Source organism: Acinetobacter sp. UBA6571, from assembly GCF_002434085.1.
Classification (GTDB): domain Bacteria; phylum Pseudomonadota; class Gammaproteobacteria; order Pseudomonadales; family Moraxellaceae; genus Acinetobacter; species Acinetobacter radioresistens.
Genome location: NZ_DJJJ01000011.1, coordinates 37,457 through 57,817 on the forward strand (window position 1 = coordinate 37,457; position 20,361 = coordinate 57,817).

Consider the following 20,361-nt stretch of genomic DNA (forward strand, 5'->3'; position numbering starts at 1 on the left):
AGGCCAAGTTTTCCAGCCTGAAAATATATTCACCGGTCTCTACAATTTGTTATAAAGGTAATAGCTCATCATTAAGATTTTGGACAACAGTAGGTATACATGGCACTTTCTAGTTTTGGCAAGATTCTGACGGTTCTTGATTTATTTTCAGTTTCACGGCCTGTCATCAATGTTGACATTATCTGTGAGGAACTCGGCCTGTCCAAACCGACCAGTTATCGCTACCTCAAGGAACTGGTTTCTTCAGACATCCTGCAGCGTATTAGTGGTACATCAGGTGATTATACGCTGGGTTCAAAAATTGCTGTACTGGACTATATTTCACGTACAACTGATCCTGTAGTACAGGCCAGCAGTCCGTTTATGAGTGAAATTGCAGAACGCACCGAATTGTGCTGTCTGCTTACTCACCTTAATCAGGATTACTGCATTGATGTGCATCATGAGGTTTTCCGTAATACCGACCTGCTGTCCTATGGTCGTGGTTGTCCACGTCCGGTATACGTCGGGTCTTCTCCCAAGGTTATCTTGGCACATCTGCCAAAACAGCGTCTCCATAATTATTATGAACGCTTTGCTACCCAGCTCTCTGAAGTCGGCTTTGCGCAGGACCTGGAAAGCTTTATACAACAGATGAAAAAAATTAAAAAACAGGGTTATTATTTTTCTCAGGGCGAGCTCGACCCACGGGTATCCGGTCTGTCTGTACCCATCCGGTTTTCTTCTAAAGAAGCGCCTATGGCATTAACTGTACTGGCTTCAAGAAGCCGCTTTGAGTTTATTAACGTCAGTAAACTGATTGAGACATTGAAAGAAAATGCTGCACAAATCGAGAAGAAATTTTCTGTTATTTCAGAAGAAGGGAACTGATCTATTAAGTAATAATCTATACGATAATTTACATAAATTACTCGAAGAGATTTCTTGTAATTTTAAATAAATTCTCATATGATGATTTTGTTCTTCAGTAATTGCCAAAAGTGTTCCATGACATTACTGTTCTGTTTTTTCGAAAACAGCTCCTCTGAATAAAACAGCCCATGTCCTCCACACATGGGCTGTTTTATTTTATTGTCTCTGCTGGTCTGCCCTGCTTTTTAGCCCTCTGGCCAGAAATACCGAAATGTAAGATTAATACGGGGTTCCTGTACCCGAGTGCTTTTCATTAAGGCATGTTTCCAGAAATGCTGGGTTTCATCGCGCATTAACAGCAATTGCCCATGCTGTAATAAGACCTCTATCTTGTCATTTTGGGTTTTATGCCTAAAACAGAATTTACGGGTTGCCCCCAGACTGACAGAAGCAATCACCGGATTTTGACCTAGAGTTTTTTCATCATCACTATGCCAGCCCATGCCTTGGCTGCCATCTTGGTACAAGTTGGCCAGACATGAGTTAAACTGTTGGCCCGTCAGTTTTTCAATATACTGTTTAAGTTTCCAGAGACTGTCATCCCATATATGTCCTTTTCGTGTAATACCTGAATAGCGGTATTCAAATTTTTCATCACCATACCAGGCGATCATACGGCTGGTTCGTATATGCTTGCCATAAAGGATAACTTCATCATGCTGCCAGGCCAGCTGTTGTAGAAAATATTGCAGATAGGCTGTTGCGTCTGTCTCGGTCAGTATCTGACCATAATCTTTAACAGAGCCGTTATAAGGCAGCAGATTTGATCGGGGCTGGGCCGCAAAGAGCTCAAGGTTCATTACTGCTCCGGTCAGATCAGGGTAATACTTATTTTAAACATGGTTTTATCACTTTGCTCAATTCACAAATTGTCACAGAGCGGTGGGTTGAGCCGGTATATTTAAATCCTTAGACTGAATTTAGAACTTAAGAACAAGAACGACCTGCATGAATTTATGGCATTTATTTAAAAAGATCTCCCCTTTTGTCAGGCCGTACCGCCTGCTGGTTATGGCAACACTGGGCTTGACGCTAATCGGTGCATTTACGGCCCAGGTCAATGCACTGACCTTGCAGTATGCTGTCGACAGTATTAACCGTCTGGTCGAAGCTGGTCAGGGACTGAATGCAGGCTGGCATATTCTGGTTACCATTAGTGTAATTCTGCTGGGGAAGGAAATTATTAGTGCACTGGTTTCCTTTGGCCAAAAATTTTATGGTGAAAAACTTAGAATTCTGGTGTCACAAGACTTGGCCCAAGGCATTATTGAAAAATTTTTGACCTATCGGCTGGCCTTTTTTAACCAGGAAAATAATCAGGCAGGCAAATTACAGACACGAATTGACCGCGGAATCGGGTCTTTGACCCGACTGGTACAGATTTTTTTTATTGATATCTTGCCTCTATTTACCAGTGCAATTGTCGCGCTTGGTCTCATGTTTTATGCCAATGTCTGGGTAGGACTTGTGGCCCTATGTATCGTGCCGGTATATTTCTGGCTAACCTACAAACAAGCCCAGAAGCTGGGAGGATGGCGGCGCAACCTGCGCGATGGAAGAGAAAAAAAGAGTCAGGGCATTTTGAGTATTATTAACTCAATTACCGTAATTAAATCTTTTAATCGCGAGTCGATAGAAGCAGAGAAACAGCTCAAGCTACAAAAAGAACTGACCCAAAACCAGATGCGTACCCGTCAGACCAGCTTTTTGTTTGATGGCATGAAAACCTTTATTGAACAGATCGGTATTGTTCTGATCATTATTCTGACTGCGTATTTTGTTCTGTCCGGCCAGATGAGTATAGGGATGATCATGTATCACGTACTACTCTTCAATAACGTTTCTGCCCCTATTCGCTCGTTGCACCGTATTTATGATGAAGTTAATGATGCCATGATTTATTCAGAGAGTTTTTTCCAGATTCTGGAGGCTGATGATGAAATTGAATCAAGCGGTACACGCAAGCCGGTTATTCAGGGCCAGTTCGAGCTAGAAAATGTCGATTTTTATTATCCAAATGGACATCATGCTCTCAAGAATATAAATATGCAGACTCAACCCAACCGTATTACTGCACTGGTAGGCCTGTCTGGTGCCGGAAAATCCACTCTTATCAGTCTGCTGGATAAATTTTATCTTCCAGCCTCAGGTAAACTCTACCTCGACGGAGTTCCAATTGAAGAGATTGATACGGCCTATCTGCGTGACCATATTGGTCTAGTGCTGCAAAAAAACCACATTTTTCAGGGTTCAATTCTTGAAAATATTCGTTATGGTAAGACTGATGCATCGCTGGATGAAGTCATCGAAGCGGCACGGAAAGCATCTATCCATGAGCAGATCATGCAGTTGCAACATAGCTATGAGACGGATGCCCTGATGCTTTCTGGTGGTCAGCAGCAGCGCATTGCTTTGGCACGGATGTTCCTTAAAGATCCACCGATTATTTTTCTGGATGAGCCCACTGCAAGTCTGGACGCGATTGCTTCCGAGCAGATCAAGCAGAGCCTAGACAAGATCAAGCAGGGACGGACGGTTATCATTATTTCACATAGCCTGTCACAGATCATTGACGCCGACTATACGTATGTCATGAAAGAGGGACGAATCGTCGAGCACGGCGAACATGATGCACTTTATCATCAGGACGGAGTTTATAAGGAAATTTTCAATGCCATGGCGAAAAGCCTAAATATTGAAAAAATTGCCAAGACTTTTGGTGAAGAGGCTGAGGAAGAAACTCACAGTTAAGGCCTGTATTGGCTTAAAGAAAGTTATAAAAAATCCCCTGTATCATGGGGATTTTTTATAGGGCCACTGTTAAGGCTGCTTTAAATAAGGCCAGGCGGCCTTTAGATAAATAAACATTGACCATAAGGTTAAAAGCACTGCGGTATAAAGCAGTGCATAAGCAATTAATTCAAGCGGCGGCCAGTTCAGCAGAAATACAGAAATCGCAATCATCTGAAATGCTGTTTTGTACTTACCCACCGTAGAAACAGCTACGCTGGTCCGAGCTCCCAGTTCTGCCATCCATTCACGTAAGGCGGAAACTGTAATCTCACGAGAAATAATAACAATCGCAGCAAAGGCCATTGAAATTGTCGGTTGCCATTGCACCAGCACAATCAGTGCCGCTGCAACCATCAGTTTATCTGCCACAGGGTCAAGAAAGCGCCCAAAGGCTGAAGTCTGATTCAAGGTTCGGGCCAGATAGCCATCGAACCAGTCGGTTACTGCAGCAAGCACAAAAATTGCAGTCAAAATAATATGCCGGGTCATACTGCTTTCATGCCCACTTACCTGCATTGCAGGTGGCCAGTAAACCACCAGCAAAAATACCGGAATCAATCCGATACGTGCCAAAGTCAAGATGTTCGGAATATTCAGGATACGACCTGTAGTCATAGACACCGCCAGTGTTTCCCCCTACCACATGATCATGTAATAGAAAATTTTGAGGATTTATCCATTTTTAGTAGGGTCACTTTATACGAAATGATATTTAGTGTCACTAGGCAAACACTGTTACAGTCTGCCGGGAAATCGCAATCAGGCGATTTTCGGCATCCCAGATATGGGCATATTCGGTTGAATAGCCGTCCCCTGCAAAATCTGTAAAAGCTTTATATTTAAACCAGTCATGCAACTCATGCTGGACCGGATGTACCAAAGTGATATGCCACGTCAAGGAACTGGCAGGAGCCACCTGTTTAAAGAGCGGTATCACAGCAGGTGGCCAGATATCCATCAAGGTCAACAAATGAGCCAGCTCAAGTTCGCTATTATCATGAAATTCGGGCTTAAACCGGAACCAGCCACCAAAGTCTGGAGTTTTGCTGCCACTACAGGGTAACTGCCCTTCGGCCCAGCACAGTTCAAACTGCTGATAACACAGTGGTAAGAAGCCCTCCCGATAAGGCAGACAGTTTAATTGTTCAGGCAACGGATAGTCAGGAGCATGACGCTCCTGATGGACTTCAATTGCAGATGGGCGCTCAGCACCAAAGCTGGCCAGCAGAATACTTTGGACTTCATCATTCTGCCATAACCTTACCTCTACCGTCGTTACGGATTTACCTTCACGTAACACCTCAGCGGTGATTCTGGCACGACTCTCCTGTACCGGGCCAACAAAGGTCACACTAGTGCTCAACAGCCGTTTTTGCAGATCATTGACAGTTGCTACAGCCTTGTGCATCAGGATTCCCGCTACCAGTCCGCCATAAATGGTCCGGCCCTGTAACCAGCCTGCTGGAATATCAATCTCTTCTGAAACTGTCACAGCCTGAAAAAGTTGTTTTAATGACATCCCTTGCCTCAATTATTCTTGTGCTCGGGCCATCATGACAAGTTTTTTAAGTGCTGTGAATGGCTGCTGACTCGGGAGTCATCCTCTACTTTGGTAATTTTTGCCTATTATTCATGCAGTATTTTATAAATCGTTCGAGCCAGTGCCGGACCCAAACCGGGAACTACCATTAACTCTTTTTCTGAAGCCTTCAGTACACCCTGAATCCCACCAAAATGGGTAAGCAAGTCACGCCGGCGCTTTGGACCAAGTCCAGGTATGACTTCTAGAACCGAACCTGCACGGCGTTTGTCCCGCTTGGCACGGTGCCGGGTTATGGCAAAACGATGTGCCTCATCACGTACCTGCTGAATCAGATGCAATGCTTTATGGTCTTCAGCGAGCTGAATCTTGCGGCCATCCGTAAAGTGCAGGGTTTCTAGTCCCGGTTTACGTCCTTCACCTTTAGAAACACCTACCATGAAAGCATCCAGGCCCAAGTCTTGCATGACTTCCATTGCCATATGTAACTGGCCTTTACCGCCGTCAATCAGCAGCAAGTCTGGTAATAGACTTTTTTTATAACGCCGGGTCAGAGCTTGCCGCATGGCTGCGTAATCGTCTCCCCCGGTGATATCCTGAATGGCAAACTGCCGGTAGTCACGTTTACGTGCTCCTCCCTGATCAAATACAACACATGAGGCAATCGGTGCTTCACCCATAGTATGCGAAATGTCAAAACACTCAATTCGGTCAACTGGCCGGCCCATGACCTGCTCTAGCTGGTGAAAGCGTTCATGCAGTTCAAGATGGTTGCTCAGCTGCCCCTTAATGGCATGCTGCACGTTCATGACTGCAAGCTCCTGCCATTCGGCACGGGTTTCCCGTACTTTATGCTTGATCTGTACTTTCTTGCCAAATTCAGTCTGAATAGCCTGTTCAAGTTCCTGTGTGTTAGGTAAGGCTACATTTACAATCAGCTCAGCCGGAACCTCATCAGCTACCTGAAAATAAAAGTTAGCCATAAAGTCACTAAGCATCTGTCCCAGGTCATCACTTTGCATGTCGGGAAAATAGCTTTTACCCCCTAACATCCGGCCATTACGCACATGCATAATCTGGACACAGGTTACTCCGGCCTGATAGGCAATTGCCAGAATATCGGCTTCACCCTTGACCTTATAAACTGCTTGCTGGGCCTGTACTTCGCGCAACAGTCCCAGACGGTCCCGATAAAATACGGCCTTTTCAAATTCGAGCTTTTCTGCGGCCTCTTCCATTTTGGCAATCAGTTCCTGATTCAGCTCTTTGGTATCACCTTGCAGAAAGCGAATGGTATTCTTTACATCTTCCTGATAATCCTCAGGACTTACCAGTCCGACGCACGGTGCAGAACAACGCTTAATCTGATATTGCAGACACGGCCGTTTGCGCTGGGCAAAATAGCTGTTTTCACACTGGCGTACATTAAACAGCTTTTCCAGTACCACTAAGGTGTCACGAGCACTATATGCACTGGGATAGGGTCCAAAAAACTTGCCAACCTGATGCTTGCCCTTGCCCCGGCCACTGGCTACCCGTGGATAAGGCTTGTCACTCGACACAAAAATATAGACATAAGATTTATCATCACGCAGCATGATATTGTACGGCGGACGGTGCAGCTTGATCAGGTTTTGTTCAAGTAATAAGGCTTCTGTTTCAGACCGGGTGATTAGAGTCTGAATATCATAAATACGTGCCACCAGTGCCTGAGTTTTGGGATGCTCGATAGTTTTAACAAAATAGCTCGACACACGATTTTTTAAATTCTTGGCTTTTCCTACATATAAGAGTTCACCATCTTTACCCAACATACGGTATACCCCGGGTAAAGTGGTCATGTTTGCCAGAATTTTTTCTATATGTTCGCGTGCATTTTCGTTCACATGGGGCCTATATTGACAAGATCTTGCTCTTCACATGATGTGATGCTTTTACTGGCTTTTTCAAGCATCTTCACAATTTTCAAAGAAATTCACTAGCCTTTAACATCAAACTCATTACGTATAGATATATTATTTGAAAAATCAAATTTTGCTGGTCATTTAAGAAAACACCTGTGAAGAAATATTAATCCCTGATCTTGCTAGCCGGTTTTGTTTATACTTAAAAAATTGAATATTAGTTATCAAATAATGGTCTGAATATTTTAAATTTATTTAATTTTCAGAAATATCAATTATAGAACAGGAAACTGTATTAAACAGAGTAAAATAGCTTACGACTTATAGCAATGGGTTCATTAGTCCTGATTCAAAACACCTTTAAAAGTGCACATTCTATTTTTATCAAAATTGATCTATCTGTTTTGATGTACATCCTGCTAAGTTATGCCTGATTTATCAAAGCATTCGAATATAAAAATGCCCCGCAGGGCATTAAATTTTTAAGTAATATATGGCCGGATAAAAATCAGGAAGAAAATACCCAGCATTAAAAACCATTTTAAAACGTAATAAAGTTGGCGATTGGTCTTTTTCAATGCTTTAGCTTTAAGCCTGATCTGGTAGACATAAGCAAACAATTTATTTAAACCGCCTGTCTGGTCGCCAGCCTCATTCGGCGAGCTGGCCGCAGTCATCACTTTTTTACCAAACCAATGATTAAAATTTTGCATCAAACGTGTTTTTAATGGACGCTCTACATCGCAAAACAGAATAATCCGGTTTTCATCTGTCTTGTTCTCTGCATAATGGATATAGGTTTCGTCGAAAACTACACTCTCCCCGTCCCGCCATGAGTAACGTTGACCATCTACATCAATAAAGCAGCGATCATCATTAGGTGTCAATAAACCCAGATGATAGCGTAATGAACCAGCATAGGGGTCGCGATGTCGAACTAACCGGCTATCTGGGGCCAGCTCAGTAAACATGGCAGCTTTAATGGTCGGTAATGTTTTTAATAGGGCCGTGGTTTTTGGACAGAGTTCTGCTGCAGACGGATGGCTAGAATCATACCATTTCAGGTAAAAACGTTTCCATCCAGTCTTAAAGAACGAATTAAAACCCAGATCGTTATAACTGCTGGCTGCCTTGATCCCGCCCTGCTGGTACAAGGCTCTGGCCTCATCCCGAATCATTTCCCAATGCTCGTCCAAGGTTTGCAAATCCTTAAAATGCTGGGTAGCAATATAAGGCTGGTTAGGTACCTTAGAAAACAGGTACATTAAAAAATTAATCGGTGCGAGAAGCGTTGAATGGTCAAAAAATTGACGATAGAACGAATGACGCACTTTACCGCGATTTTGGATATATAACGCTGAAATCACAAAAATCGCCAATACGATCCATTTAATCATATAGCTACTCTGCAACATAAAAAGAGAGATTAGAGCTGCTCGACAGGTCAATGGCTCTGTAAATGGCGGCGATTTTATCAAATGTTGATAAAAAAGACGATAAAGGGTAGCCAAAATAGAACTCTATCTAATGATGTATTATCAATAACAACTCCTAAACATAACAATTTCAGTGCATTCAGAAATTTTAAAATTGAATTTAACAGGTTACTAAAACATAACCTGAGTATTTAAACTGCCTATTACGGTAGATATTCTCTTGTTTTCTATAAATAGTTTACATCAACTGATTAAAATAATAATTATTATAATTAATGACTTATTTCAAATAATCTATCAAAGATTTACTTATTGGAATCACAACCAGAATATTGACCTTTAAAATTGATGACCCTTGCGTCACGGCTTGATACAACTTGTTATGTTCTTTTTAGATATAGTTATCGTAAGATTAGCGGAGCATCGATGTGTGCGGGAAATGTACACACGCTTCATTACATCAACTTAGAAGTCCTCCAAAATAAAGGAGATCAGGGCATGATCCACGCTGGCAATGCCATTACCGTCCAAATGCTTGAGGACGGGATTGCAGAATTCCGCTTTGACTTACAAGGTGAGTCGGTTAACAAATTCAACCGTGCAACGATTGAAGATTTCAAGGCTGCGATTGACGCCGTATCCGCTGCTGATATTCAGGGTTTAATCGTTACTTCAGGCAAATCTACATTTATCGTTGGTGCTGATATCACTGAATTCGGTGATAACTTTGCACAAGGTGAGCAGGCAATTGTTGATTGGGCGATGCCTGTCCATGAAATTTTTAACAGCTTTGAAGACCTGGACATTCCTAAAGTGGCTGCTATTAATGGCATGGCACTGGGTGGCGGTTTTGAAATGTGTCTGGTCTGTGACTACCGTGTCATGTCAGAACAAGCACAGGTGGGCTTACCTGAAATCAAGCTGGGGATCTTCCCGGGTTTTGGCGGTACAGTTCGTTTAAGTCGTGTTATTGGTATTGATAACGCTGTTGAATGGATGGCAACTGCTGCACCGAAAAAACCGGCTGCTGCACTAAAAGACGGTGCTGTTGATGCTGTTGTGTCAGCTGATAAGCTCAAAGATGCTGCAGTTGATCTGGTTAAGCAGGCTATTCATGGCCGTCTGGACTGGAAAACCAAGCGTCAGGAAAAGCTGGATCCTGTAAAATTGAGTCCACTTGAGCAAATGATGGCGTTTAATACAGCCAAGGGTGCGGTACTGGCTAAAGCTAATCCGGCTCAATATCCTGCTCCAAAACTACTATTGGATTCTTTGCAGGCAGGTGCAAGCTTACATCGTGACGAAGCTTTGAAAGCTGAAGCTGAAGGTTTTGCCAAAGCAGCTATTACTCCGCAAGCAGGAGCACTTATTGGTCTGTTCTTAAATGACCAGGTTGTGAAAAAAGCTTCTAAACAGCATGAAAAAGGTGCACATCCTGTAAATCAGGCAGCTGTTCTGGGTGCAGGGATCATGGGTGGCGGTATTGCTTACCAAGCGGCAAGCAAAGGTACACCAATTATCATGAAAGATATTGGTAACCCGCAACTGGCCTTGGGTATGTCTGAGGCAAACAAACTGCTGACCAAGCAGGTTGAACGCAAGAAAATGAAACCTGCGCAAATGGGTGAAACCCTGGCACGTATTCGCCCGACTTTAAGCTATGAAGAGTTTAAAGAAGTAGATATCGTGATTGAAGCAGTCACTGAAAACCCAAGAATTAAAGAAGCGGTTCTGGCAGATACTGAAAAATCGGTACGTGAGAATACAATTATTGCATCCAATACTTCTACAATTTCGATTACGCGCCTGGCAAAAGCCTTACAGCGTCCGGAAAACTTTGTTGGTATGCACTTCTTTAACCCGGTACACATGATGCCGCTGGTTGAAGTCATCCGGGGTGAAAAGACATCTGAAGAAGCAATCGCAACAACAGTAGTTCTCGCCCAGAAAATGGGTAAAACTCCGATTGTTGTTAACGACTGTCCGGGCTTCCTGGTTAACCGTGTATTATTCCCTTACTTCGGTGCATTTGACCTGTTACTTAAAGATGGTGCTGACTTCCAGCAAATCGATAAAGTCATGGAAAAATTTGGCTGGCCAATGGGTCCTGCTTATCTGATGGATGTTGTGGGTATCGATACCGGCGTACATGGTGCAGAAGTCATGGCTGAAGGTTTCCCTGACCGTATGAAGCCAGATTACAAAGGTTCTATCCAGACCATGTATGAAGCAAAACGCCTGGGTCAGAAAAATGATGTCGGTTTCTATAAATATGAGCTCGACCGTAAAGGCAAGAAAGCCAAAACTGTTGACCCGACTGCCTATGATGTCATTGCTCCGGTAATATCAGATGAAAAACGTGAATTTGATCCTCAGGAAATCATTGACCGCATGATGCTGGCTTTCTGTAATGAAACAGTTCGTTGCCTGGAAGACAATATTGTGGCTACTCCTGCTGAAGCAGACATGGCGATGATCATGGGTGTAGGCTTCCCTCCATTCCGTGGTGGCCCATGCCGTTACATTGATCAGACCGGTGTTGCTGAATATGTAGCGCTTTGCGATAAATATGCGCACCTAGGTAAAGCTTATGAAGCGCCACAAATGTTGCGTGACATGGCAGCTAACAATAAAAAATTCTACGGTTAAGGAGTGACGTGAATGGCTACTTTAAATCCACGTGACGTTGTGATTGTTGATGGTGTACGTACAGCCATGGGCAAATCGAAAAACGGTATGTTCCGCAATGTACGTGCCGACACCATGTCTGCTGAACTTATCCGTGCACTAATGGTACGTAACGAATTCGACCCGAATGAAGTTGAAGACGTGATCTGGGGCTGTGTAAACCAGACCCTTGAACAAGGTATGAACATTGCCCGTAATATTGCTTTGCTGGCAGACCTTCCAAAAACTGTTGCCGGTCAAACCGTTAACCGTCTTTGTGGTTCTTCCATGCAAGCCATTCATACAGCAGCTGCACAGATTGCAACCAACCAAGGTGATATTTTTATCATCGGTGGTGTAGAGCATATGGGCCATGTAGGCATGATGCACGGTATCGACCTGAACCCGGCTGCTTCCAAGCATTATGCTAAAGCATCTAATATGATGGGTCTGACTGCTGAAATGCTGGGTCGTATGAACGGCATTACCCGTGAAGAACAGGATGCCTTTGGTGTGGAATCACACCGTCGTGCTTGGGCTGCGACTGAAAATGGTCTGTTCCAGAACGAGATTGTGGGTATTGAAGGTCATAATGCTGACGGTTATAAAGTATTGTGTGATATCGATGAAGTAATCCGTCCGGATGCCAATATTGAATCTTTCCGTGCTTTACGCCCAGTATTCGACCCTAAAGGCGGTACAGTCACTGCTGCAACCTCTTCTGCATTGTCTGATGGCGCATCTGCCATGTTACTGATGTCTGCTGAACGAGCTCAGTCTCTCGGCCTGAAACCACGTGCCGTAATTCGCTCTATGGCAGTTGCAGGCTGTGATGCTGCGATCATGGGTTATGGCCCGGTTCCAGCAACCCAGAAAGCACTAAAACGTGCTGGTCTCTCGATTGCTGACATGCAGACAGTTGAGCTAAATGAAGCATTTGCCGCACAAGGTCTGTCTGTACTGAAAGGTTTAGGCCTTTATGACAAACAAGACATCGTAAACTTAAGTGGTGGCGCAATTGCGTTAGGACATCCACTGGGCTGTTCTGGTGCGCGTATTACCACTTCTCTGCTGAACATTATGGAACAGCAAGATACACAAATCGGTCTTGCGACCATGTGTATCGGTTTAGGTCAGGGTATTGCTACCATTATCGAACGTGTTTAATTCTTAAAATACTAAACTTAAAGAAACTCTGCTCAATGCAGGGTTTTTTTACAATTTTTTTAATAAAAAACTTGGCTCTGCAACAAAAAATAGTCAATATCAATACTCAATGTGACGAATAATAACTTATTGCACATTTTTCTTTCACAATTAATCTTATATTTCTCAAATGAGAAAAATTTTATTCAGCTTAAGCTGTGCTGTAGTACTTACAGGTTGTAATACTATGGCGATTAAACCCGAAACACGTAGCGCTTTAGACCGTCAACAAAATGAGCTCCGACAATCTTCTGTAGCAATTTTAACTGATAGCTGTTTATTGCGTGCAGAGTTAGGGACTTCTCACATTATTGGACAAGAAAGTGCTCAACTGGCCCTAGGCTTTAATGAGGCTCTTGCCCAGCAATTAAAAGAAGTTTCGGTTAATACAACTGTGAAATCAGCACCCTTCATTTGCGGTTTTATGCCAAAGAAACAGATAATAGGGTATGACATCCGTTTACATCCAAAGGATAAACGGCAGGAAATTAATCAGTTTCCTGTGCTTAACGCTTTAAATCACACTACGCCCAATCTATCTCAACAAGACACCCTTTTACGTCTGTTTGAAAAATTGAATAAAACCACTGTTTCACCCAACCAGAATACTTTTCAACCAGTCAATCTGGATTTATCTGCTGAAGATTTAAGTACGCTTAAAACCTTTACTCAGGCAGATAAAATGTTTGTTGTGAATATTTCCGGAGCTCAGCCGTCTTTCGGGCGTAAATTCTCACAAGCGACCTTGAGTGCAGGCGTATCACTGGCAACCATGGGAGCAGGCGCTGGACTAATTTATTATTCAATGCCGGTTGAAGGTCAACGTTATTCTTTAAATCTGATAGATCTCAGTAAAAATCAGATAGTGTGGCATCAACAAAATAACTTTGCTGGAAAACTTTATAAAGTAGAGCAAGTGGATTTTGTCGCGCCTAATTTCCTGGATCCACTTTTCCCTGCTACAGTCGCGAAAAAATAAATCGCCTTTTATTTTAACCCTAAAAAAGAATCATCCCTGAACACTACAGGGATGATTCGAGCTAGAAACAACATGATTTCGAGGCTCTTAAGCTATAGTTCTTGCTTCAGGGCTTCGACATTTTTCTGTTCAATCTTTTCGATTTCAGCATTAAGCTGTAATACTTCCTGATATAAAGTGTTGAACTGTTTTACCTGCTCATCTTCATAAAACAGAATTGTTTCACCTTGCTTGACCCATTTGTACTTTTTCAGCATTTCAAACATGGCTTCTGCTTTTTCTAGAATTTGTAGTTCTAACTGAAAAATTGCCTGATCTTCGTCACTTTTCTGGCTACGTTCGAGCTTGGTAAGCATAGCTTTACGCAAATCAGTACGAATGGGTAACTGCTCTACTTTTTCTAAAGTCTGCTGTTTAATCTGGCTGGTTTGCTGCTGATACTGCTGCGAAATCTTGCGAACCTGCACCAGCATTTGCTCAGTTTCCTTATAATTCTGTTTCCGGTCTTTATCGAGCCGGTCTACATCCAAAAAATCAACCCAGTCAGATTTCTCCAGTTCCCGTAAATAACGGTTACGTGCCTCTGCACTATTTACCCAATAACTGAGCAAAGTATCAGCCATGAGCTGGTAATCTCCGGACAAACGCTGGTCTTTCGTTTGTAAATGTATAGGGGTGGTCCAATCTTGAGCTTGAAGATACAGCTGCTGCATTTTTTCAGTCATCACTGTTTCAAACTGCTGTGCCTGTACCTCATCCTGACGCTGTGCTGAGTACTGATAAAATAATAGAGCAAATATCGCAAAGGTCACTACACCTAAAATCAAGAATATACGTGGCATATTTAGCTCCAGTGACCGCTTCATTTTTATACTAACCTGTATCAGAACATAGCACTGTTTGACTTTTATGACTAAAAACAGTTCTTTATATTTTAAAAAATGAAGGAATCCGGGCTGACTTGCATTTTATTACAGCCTCTCTCTTTAAAAGCGCTCATGTCGCCCTTATCATTTGAAATGAAGCATAGAAAAGAGAAACAGCATGCGTGTAGATATCTGGTCAGATGTAGTCTGTCCTTTCTGCTATATCGGAAAGAAACGTTTAGAGTCGGCAGCTGAACAGGCAGGAGTCGAACTTGAAGTCTATTGGCATAGCTATGAGCTTGATCCAGAAGCACCAGTCAAGCATGAACAGTCCAATACAGAGCGTCTGGCCCAGAAATACGGGCGTACAGTTGAAGAAATGGAAGAAATGCAGCAAAAAATTGCTGCTATGGCCGCAGAAGAAGGAATTGAATTTAACTGGAAACAGGCCAACTCAGGTAACACCTTTGATGCTCACCGTATTATCCATCTGGCCCAGAGTAAAGGTTTAGGCAATCAGGCCGAAGAAGCATTTTTCTATACTTATATGACACAGGGCTTAGCCATTGGCGAGCGCGAAACAGTAGAAGATGTGGCAGCGCGGATCGGGTTAGATGCAGCGGAAGTCGAATATGTACTAGATACTGATACCTTCGCAGATTTTGTGCAGCATGATGAGAAGCTGGCTCGTGAACAGCTTAAAGTTACGGGCGTTCCTTTTTTTGTGTTTGACCAGCGTATTGCTCTGGCAGGTGCACAGCCACGTGATGTGTTCATACAAGTTTTTGACCAGGTTTTAAAGACACAGCAGGAAACAAGTATAAATCAGCCAGAAGATGGCGTAGTTTGTACCGATGAGAACTGTGAGATACCTGACCAAAAATAATTTTATTAATAAATCCCCACAAGCTGGGGATTTATTAATAAAATTTTATAGATTTAATTTATTTTACTGACTTTTAAAAATAAATTATTAAAAATACTTAAGATATTTATAATATTTAATAATTTTTATTTTCTAATGTGGATTAAAATCTAATAATACAAATTAAATTTCTAATTTTTAAATTTATTTTAATATTAAAACAACCACTTAAACTTAAATATATTTAAATTATAATTTATCCTGATTTCAATAAGTCATATATTACTTACCAAAGTTTAAAATAACTTTAATATAGCTACAAGAGACACTTTTTATTAACTAAAAGCAAGGTCAATATAACAGCACTTCAACATTAAAATTTTCTATTTTCCTTAATATAGATGACTAACCTGTTTTATTTTTACATGAGGGAAAATATATGACTACTGCAAAAAATGATAGCAATACTTCAAATACTCATGCATCTACACAACATGACCATCAGCAAGACTCAAGCGTAATAAACAATGTCATGGAAAAAGTAGATCAAATTAAAGAAAAGGCACAAGATAGCCTAGAGAAGATCAATAAAGATGCAGCAGAGCATGGTGGTGTAACCAATATGGTTAAAGATAAAGTAACTCATATGATGGATAACGCTGGTGGTCAAACAAATAGTAAAGGCAAATCTGGCTATGACACCTCTGCAGGCAAAAAATCACGTTTTTCTCCTACAGTTAAAGGTGTAATGATTGGAGCTGTAGCCGGTAGTGTATTACCTGTATTTGGCACATTTAGTGGTGCAATTATTGGTGGTATTGCAGGTAAAATGTATGACCGTCGCTGCAAGATGAAACTATCTCACTCTTAATTTTGTAAACTGAATAATAATTTAAAATCAGCTGTATCTCTTTCCTACTCCTCATACCCCCATGAGGAGTCCTTTTTATCTAGTTAGCCATTTTCAGAGCATTTTGTTTTTTATATAACTTCCCACGCGAACATAGTTAGCATCAGCATCTGTAGAGCAAATGTAATTAATGCCTGTTTTTTAGACACTTTTATAAAGTTGCAGCTTTTTAAAACAGCAATTCAGATAATGAAGTATTAAAATAAACCTTACTGTTAAGATAGTCACTCTTATACAGACCGTTTTTTTTAATGAAGGAATTTTTTCATGGGCTTTATGAAATCTGTAGTTGCTGTTGCCATAATTATGGTATCGGGACAGGTATTGGCTGCAGGCGAAGCTATGAATACTCAGCCCATAACAACAGAAGGCAATGTATCCGATAATCAACTACAGAATAAACCCCGTTCAGCGGCCAAATCTGAACTTTCGGTTGAAAGTACCAAGCAAGAAGCACAAGCTCCTTTGAGCAAATCAGAACAGGAAAAACAGAGAGCTGCGGCTCAAGAACAATTAGAAAAGATGAAAGAAAAAACAATTGCTGAAAGCTCACCTAGAAAAGGCTTTTTTCAATGGTTTAAGAAGTCTGCTGTCTAGTTATTAGAAAATTTTTAAAGAGAGCCATATTATTGGCTCTTTTTTTATAAGCGTCTTTAGATTTAGCGTTCTATACTGCCAGCTTATAGGCTCATAAAATGGGCTTAATTTAAGAGTCTATAACATATAAATTAGTCTAAATGCTCTAACGTTAAAAGAATAAAGGATTTTTTTTTATTTTGTAGCTATATCTTGCATTTATAGGACAAATCAACAAAAGTGTTAGCCGACAAATGTAACAATAATGATTTTACAATGAAAAAACTTAAGGTTTTAAATTTATTTTTACAAGGGCTAATCTTTGCGGCTGGGGCATTAGGTAGTGCATATAGCTTTGCTGAAACTAAAACAGCCACTCTTCCCTACGCCAATTATCTAGGCGATAAAAGTCAGGATAATGAACCTGACTTGCCTGTTGAAGAGCGGGGACCAGAATGGCTGGACTATATCCCATCATGGGTAGATAAAACGCCTACTCTATTACCCAAGCAGTCTGATGAACCTATTGTGCCTCCAACCGAGGTAACTGAAGACAAAAGTTGGGCCGACCGCAAACAACGTCAGATCCGCAACTGGGCTGATAGATCTTCAAATAAAATTGATAACTGGTTTGGTGAGACAGATCCAAACAAACCAGCAGATGCAACACTACGAATTTTAATTGATAACCGCTGGGATAAACATGATGGCTATGAAATTAAACCGCGTATTCGGGGTAAAATTAATTTGCCCACCTTGGAAAAACGTTTAAGCATTGTATTTGGTGATGAATCTCTTGATAACGAGATTCGTAATAATGTCGCAATTAGTAATGAAAACCGTAATGAGCCGGGTAAATCTCTTGATACGCGTCGTACCCGTGAAGAAAATTCTTCTCTTGCTTTACGCTGGTCGAATTTTGCCAAGCGCCTACCCTTTGAAATTGATGCTGACTTAGGTATCCGCTCAGGTGATGATATCTATGCGCGGATAAAGGCCGAACGTGATTGGCAACTGCGTAATGATTTTACTTTCCATGCTGAACAAATCTATCGTTATGGTATCGACAGTGAAAATTATTTAAGGACCAATCTGGAACTGGTGCATGCCCGTCCAGAGCAACCTGTGCTTGCTAACCAGTTTTCACTGGTCTATGCCGATGAACAGGATGATGACCTCACTTGGGACAACCGGGCCTATCGCGAACACCAGTTCTTTGCCGGAAACCGTTTTAACTATGGTCTTTATACGGGCGGTTTTTATAATAATAGCGACCTGCGTTTAAACAGTTGGGGGCCCTTTATTTCATGGCGTCAACCGCTTTGGCGTGAATGGTTCTATGTACAGGGAGACCTGAATTATCAAAATGATCAACGTGAAGACCGGAGTCATTACTTAAGTACACTGGTCCGTCTGGAAGCAATTTTTTAATTTAACAGTAAATTAATAGGTAGAAAGATATTGTATAGGTCTACAGGAGTCATTAAATATAATACGCTGCTATATATAGGAGTGTATTCCAATATTATGAGTCTTCATAGAAACTTATTTAAATATCCAGTTTATAGAACTTAAAGGTTTAGTTTTTTAGTCATATTAATAGATATTAGTGTGGCTAAGATGATAAGGTAATCACTAAAATTATATTACCCCTATTAATTCTATAATTTGAATTGATTTTATAGATTATTTATTTAAGCCTAAGCTGAATGAAAGTTTATAAATAGATTTATAACCACACCATATAAAAAAGCCTCCCAAAGGAGGCTTTTTTATAAAAATTTTATTTCAGTAATAAACTGTTGATACGTTTTAGATAGGCTGCCGGGTCTTCCGGTAAGCCCCCTTCTGCAATCATGGCCTGATCAAAGATTACGTTTGCCAATTCATCAAACTGCTCAGTATTTTCAAGCTTTTGTACCAGCGGATGTTCAGGGTTAATTTCCAGAATTGGTTTGCTCTCTGGAATAGGCTGCCCAGCCTGTTTCAGCATACGAATAAGTTGCGGAGAAAGCTCACCTTCAGCTGTAACCAAACAGGCCGGTGAATCAACCAGACGCGTAGTTACACGGACTTCTTTGGTTTTATCTTTCAAGGCTCCACTCAGCTTTTCTACTACCGGCTTAAGCTGTTCCTGTGCTTGTTCAAGAGCTTTCTTCTCTTCTGCATCCTGAAGATCACCCAAGTCCACTGCCCCTTTGGAGATATTCTGCATCGGCATACCATCGAACTCATTTACAAAGTTCATAGCCCATTCATCAACACGCTCAGACATCAGCAGAACTTCAATTCCTTTCTTTTTGAATAATTCCAGCTGAGGTAAGTTTTTGGCAGCAGTTAGACTATCGGCAGTAACATAATAAATTGCCTTCTGACCATCCTTCATGCGTGCTTTATAATCTGTCAGAGAAGTGGTGATTTCATCATTGTTTGAAGTTGCATAGCGTAATAGTTTAAGAATACGCTCACGATTGCTGAAATCTTCTCCTAAGCCCTCTTTCAGCACTGCACCAAACTCAGTATAGAACTGCTTAAATTTTTCCTGGTCTTTTTCATCTTCAGATTTAGCCAAGGCATCAAGCATGGTCAAAATACGGCGCGCATTGCCTTCGCGGATGGTTTTAACATCACGGCTTTCCTGTAGCAATTCACGACTCACGTTTAATGGAAGGTCAGCACTATCTACCACGCCCTGTACAAAACGCAGATAATTTGGAATCAGGTTATCTGCATCGTCCATAATAAAGACACGCTTTACATAGAGCTTGATACCAGCTTTGGCCTCACGAGTGAAAATATCATGTGGTGCTTTACTCGGTACATATAACAACTGGGTATATTCGGTACTGCCTTCAACCCGGTTATGTGCCCATGCTAAAGGAGCTTCAAAGTCATGCGTTAAATTTTTATAAAATTCGATATATTGCTCTTCGGTAATCTCGTTTTTATTACGGGTCCAAAGTGCGCTGGCTGAGTTGATAACTTCCCATTCATCAGTTTTGACCATCTTGCCACCCTTGGCTTCTTCACCTTCGGTCGCTTCTTCTTCCTGCCAGACTTCTTTTTGCATCTGTATTGGCAGGCTGATATGGTCAGAGTATTTATTCACAATCTGTTTAACTTTATAGCTTTCCAGATACTGCAACGCATCTTCACGCAAATGCAGAATAATATCTGTACCGCGAGATACTTTTTCAATTTGCTGAACTTCAAATTCACCAGTACCACCGCTAATCCAGCGTACGCCTTCATTTGCTTCGGCACCAGCACGGCGCGATTCTACTGTAATCTTGTCTGCTACAATGAAACCCGAATAAAAACCGACACCGAACTGTCCAATCAGCTGAGCATCAGATTTTTGATCGCCTGTCAGTTTAGACATAAAGTCTTTCGTACCTGATTTGGCAATCGTACCCAGATTATCAATCGCTTCCTGCTGACTCAGACCGATACCGTTATCAGAAATGGTTATGGTTTTATTGTCTTTATCCAAACTGATACGTACATGCAGATCTGGATCGTTTTCCTAATATTCAGGATGGTTGATACTTTCAAAACGCAACTTGTCACAGGCATCTGATGCGTTAGAGATCAGTTCGCGAAGAAAAATTTCAGGATTGGAATAGAGAGAATGAGTAACCAGATGTAATAACTGGGCTACTTCAGCCTGAATGCTATAGTTTTGTGATGTGCTTTGTTCACTCATG

15 protein-coding genes and 1 pseudogene are annotated in these 20,361 nt (G+C 41.6%); 9 read left to right on the top strand and 7 right to left on the bottom strand.

Going from position 1 to position 20,361, the window contains the following annotated elements; genetic code table 11:
• Positions 1 to 99: 99 nt before the first annotated feature.
• On the top strand, positions 100 to 870 hold the full coding sequence (locus tag B3X18_RS01880) for an IclR family transcriptional regulator (protein WP_005017013.1): 771 nt from the start codon (positions 100 to 102) through the stop codon (positions 868 to 870).
• A 227-nt stretch (positions 871 to 1,097) separates the two neighbouring features.
• Here B3X18_RS01880 and B3X18_RS01885 read toward each other — a convergent pair whose 3' ends face one another.
• Positions 1,098 to 1,712, bottom strand: coding sequence for an alpha-ketoglutarate-dependent dioxygenase AlkB family protein (locus tag B3X18_RS01885; RefSeq protein WP_005017014.1), 615 nt, complete (start codon positions 1,710 to 1,712; stop codon positions 1,098 to 1,100).
• Between the two features lie 148 nt (positions 1,713 to 1,860).
• Here B3X18_RS01885 and B3X18_RS01890 point away from each other — a divergent pair, with 148 nt between their 5' ends.
• The gene (locus tag B3X18_RS01890) at positions 1,861 to 3,663 is read left to right on the top strand and encodes an ABC transporter ATP-binding protein (RefSeq protein ID WP_005017016.1); all 1,803 of its coding nucleotides are present in this window, start codon (positions 1,861 to 1,863) and stop codon (positions 3,661 to 3,663) included.
• Positions 3,664 to 3,732: 69 nt separating this feature from the next.
• On the opposite strand, the gene pgsA is transcribed toward B3X18_RS01890, so the two are convergent.
• From pgsA to lpxO, 4 genes are all read right to left on the bottom strand, one after another.
• Positions 3,733 to 4,320 (bottom strand): CDP-diacylglycerol--glycerol-3-phosphate 3-phosphatidyltransferase, encoded by a 588-nt coding sequence (pgsA, locus tag B3X18_RS01895; protein ID WP_005017019.1) that lies wholly within the window; start codon positions 4,318 to 4,320, stop codon positions 3,733 to 3,735.
• Positions 4,321 to 4,426: 106 nt separating this feature from the next.
• On the bottom strand, positions 4,427 to 5,224 hold the full coding sequence (locus B3X18_RS01900) for an acyl-CoA thioesterase (protein WP_005023051.1): 798 nt from the start codon (positions 5,222 to 5,224) through the stop codon (positions 4,427 to 4,429).
• Positions 5,225 to 5,331: 107 nt separating this feature from the next.
• A complete protein-coding gene (gene uvrC / locus B3X18_RS01905; RefSeq protein ID WP_005023049.1) occupies positions 5,332 to 7,131 on the bottom strand; it encodes an excinuclease ABC subunit UvrC in 1,800 nt (599 codons plus the stop codon).
• A 500-nt stretch (positions 7,132 to 7,631) separates the two neighbouring features.
• On the bottom strand, positions 7,632 to 8,546 hold the full coding sequence (lpxO, locus tag B3X18_RS01910; RefSeq protein ID WP_005023047.1) for a lipid A hydroxylase LpxO: 915 nt from the start codon (positions 8,544 to 8,546) through the stop codon (positions 7,632 to 7,634).
• Positions 8,547 to 9,083: 537 nt separating this feature from the next.
• Between lpxO and fadB the strand changes: the two genes are divergently transcribed.
• From fadB to B3X18_RS01925, 3 genes are all read left to right on the top strand, one after another.
• Positions 9,084 to 11,234 (top strand): fatty acid oxidation complex subunit alpha FadB, encoded by a 2,151-nt coding sequence (fadB, locus tag B3X18_RS01915; RefSeq protein ID WP_017400658.1) that lies wholly within the window; start codon positions 9,084 to 9,086, stop codon positions 11,232 to 11,234.
• 12 nt (positions 11,235 to 11,246) lie between these two features.
• A complete protein-coding gene (gene fadA, locus B3X18_RS01920; protein WP_005017032.1) occupies positions 11,247 to 12,419 on the top strand; it encodes an acetyl-CoA C-acyltransferase FadA in 1,173 nt (390 codons plus the stop codon).
• Positions 12,420 to 12,588: 169 nt separating this feature from the next.
• A complete protein-coding gene (locus B3X18_RS01925; protein ID WP_414632241.1) occupies positions 12,589 to 13,437 on the top strand; it encodes a lipoprotein in 849 nt (282 codons plus the stop codon).
• Positions 13,438 to 13,529: 92 nt separating this feature from the next.
• Here the strand turns inward: B3X18_RS01925 and B3X18_RS01930 are convergent, their stop codons facing one another.
• Positions 13,530 to 14,279 carry a hypothetical protein gene (locus tag B3X18_RS01930; RefSeq protein WP_034688278.1) on the bottom strand — a complete coding sequence of 250 codons (750 nt, stop codon included), beginning with the start codon at positions 14,277 to 14,279 and terminating at the stop codon, positions 13,530 to 13,532.
• 202 nt (positions 14,280 to 14,481) lie between these two features.
• On the opposite strand from B3X18_RS01930, the gene B3X18_RS01935 reads away from it, so the two are divergent.
• From B3X18_RS01935 to B3X18_RS01950, 4 genes are all read left to right on the top strand, one after another.
• Positions 14,482 to 15,189, top strand: a complete 708-nt coding sequence (locus tag B3X18_RS01935; protein ID WP_005023037.1) for a DsbA family oxidoreductase — start codon at positions 14,482 to 14,484, stop codon at positions 15,187 to 15,189.
• 628 nt (positions 15,190 to 15,817) lie between these two features.
• Positions 15,818 to 16,039 (top strand): DUF456 domain-containing protein, encoded by a 222-nt coding sequence (locus B3X18_RS15210; protein ID WP_372410743.1) that lies wholly within the window; start codon positions 15,818 to 15,820, stop codon positions 16,037 to 16,039.
• Positions 16,040 to 16,345: 306 nt separating this feature from the next.
• Positions 16,346 to 16,675, top strand: a complete 330-nt coding sequence (locus tag B3X18_RS01945; protein ID WP_017400654.1) for a hypothetical protein — start codon at positions 16,346 to 16,348, stop codon at positions 16,673 to 16,675.
• 255 nt (positions 16,676 to 16,930) lie between these two features.
• Entirely contained in the window at positions 16,931 to 18,085 is a 1,155-nt protein-coding gene (locus B3X18_RS01950; RefSeq protein ID WP_016801146.1) for a hypothetical protein, read from the top strand.
• A gap of 352 nt (positions 18,086 to 18,437) precedes the next feature.
• On the opposite strand, the pseudogene htpG reads toward B3X18_RS01950, so the two are convergent.
• Positions 18,438 to 20,360: pseudogene (gene htpG, locus B3X18_RS01955) on the bottom strand (molecular chaperone HtpG).
• Between the last annotated feature and the right edge of the window lies 1 nt (position 20,361).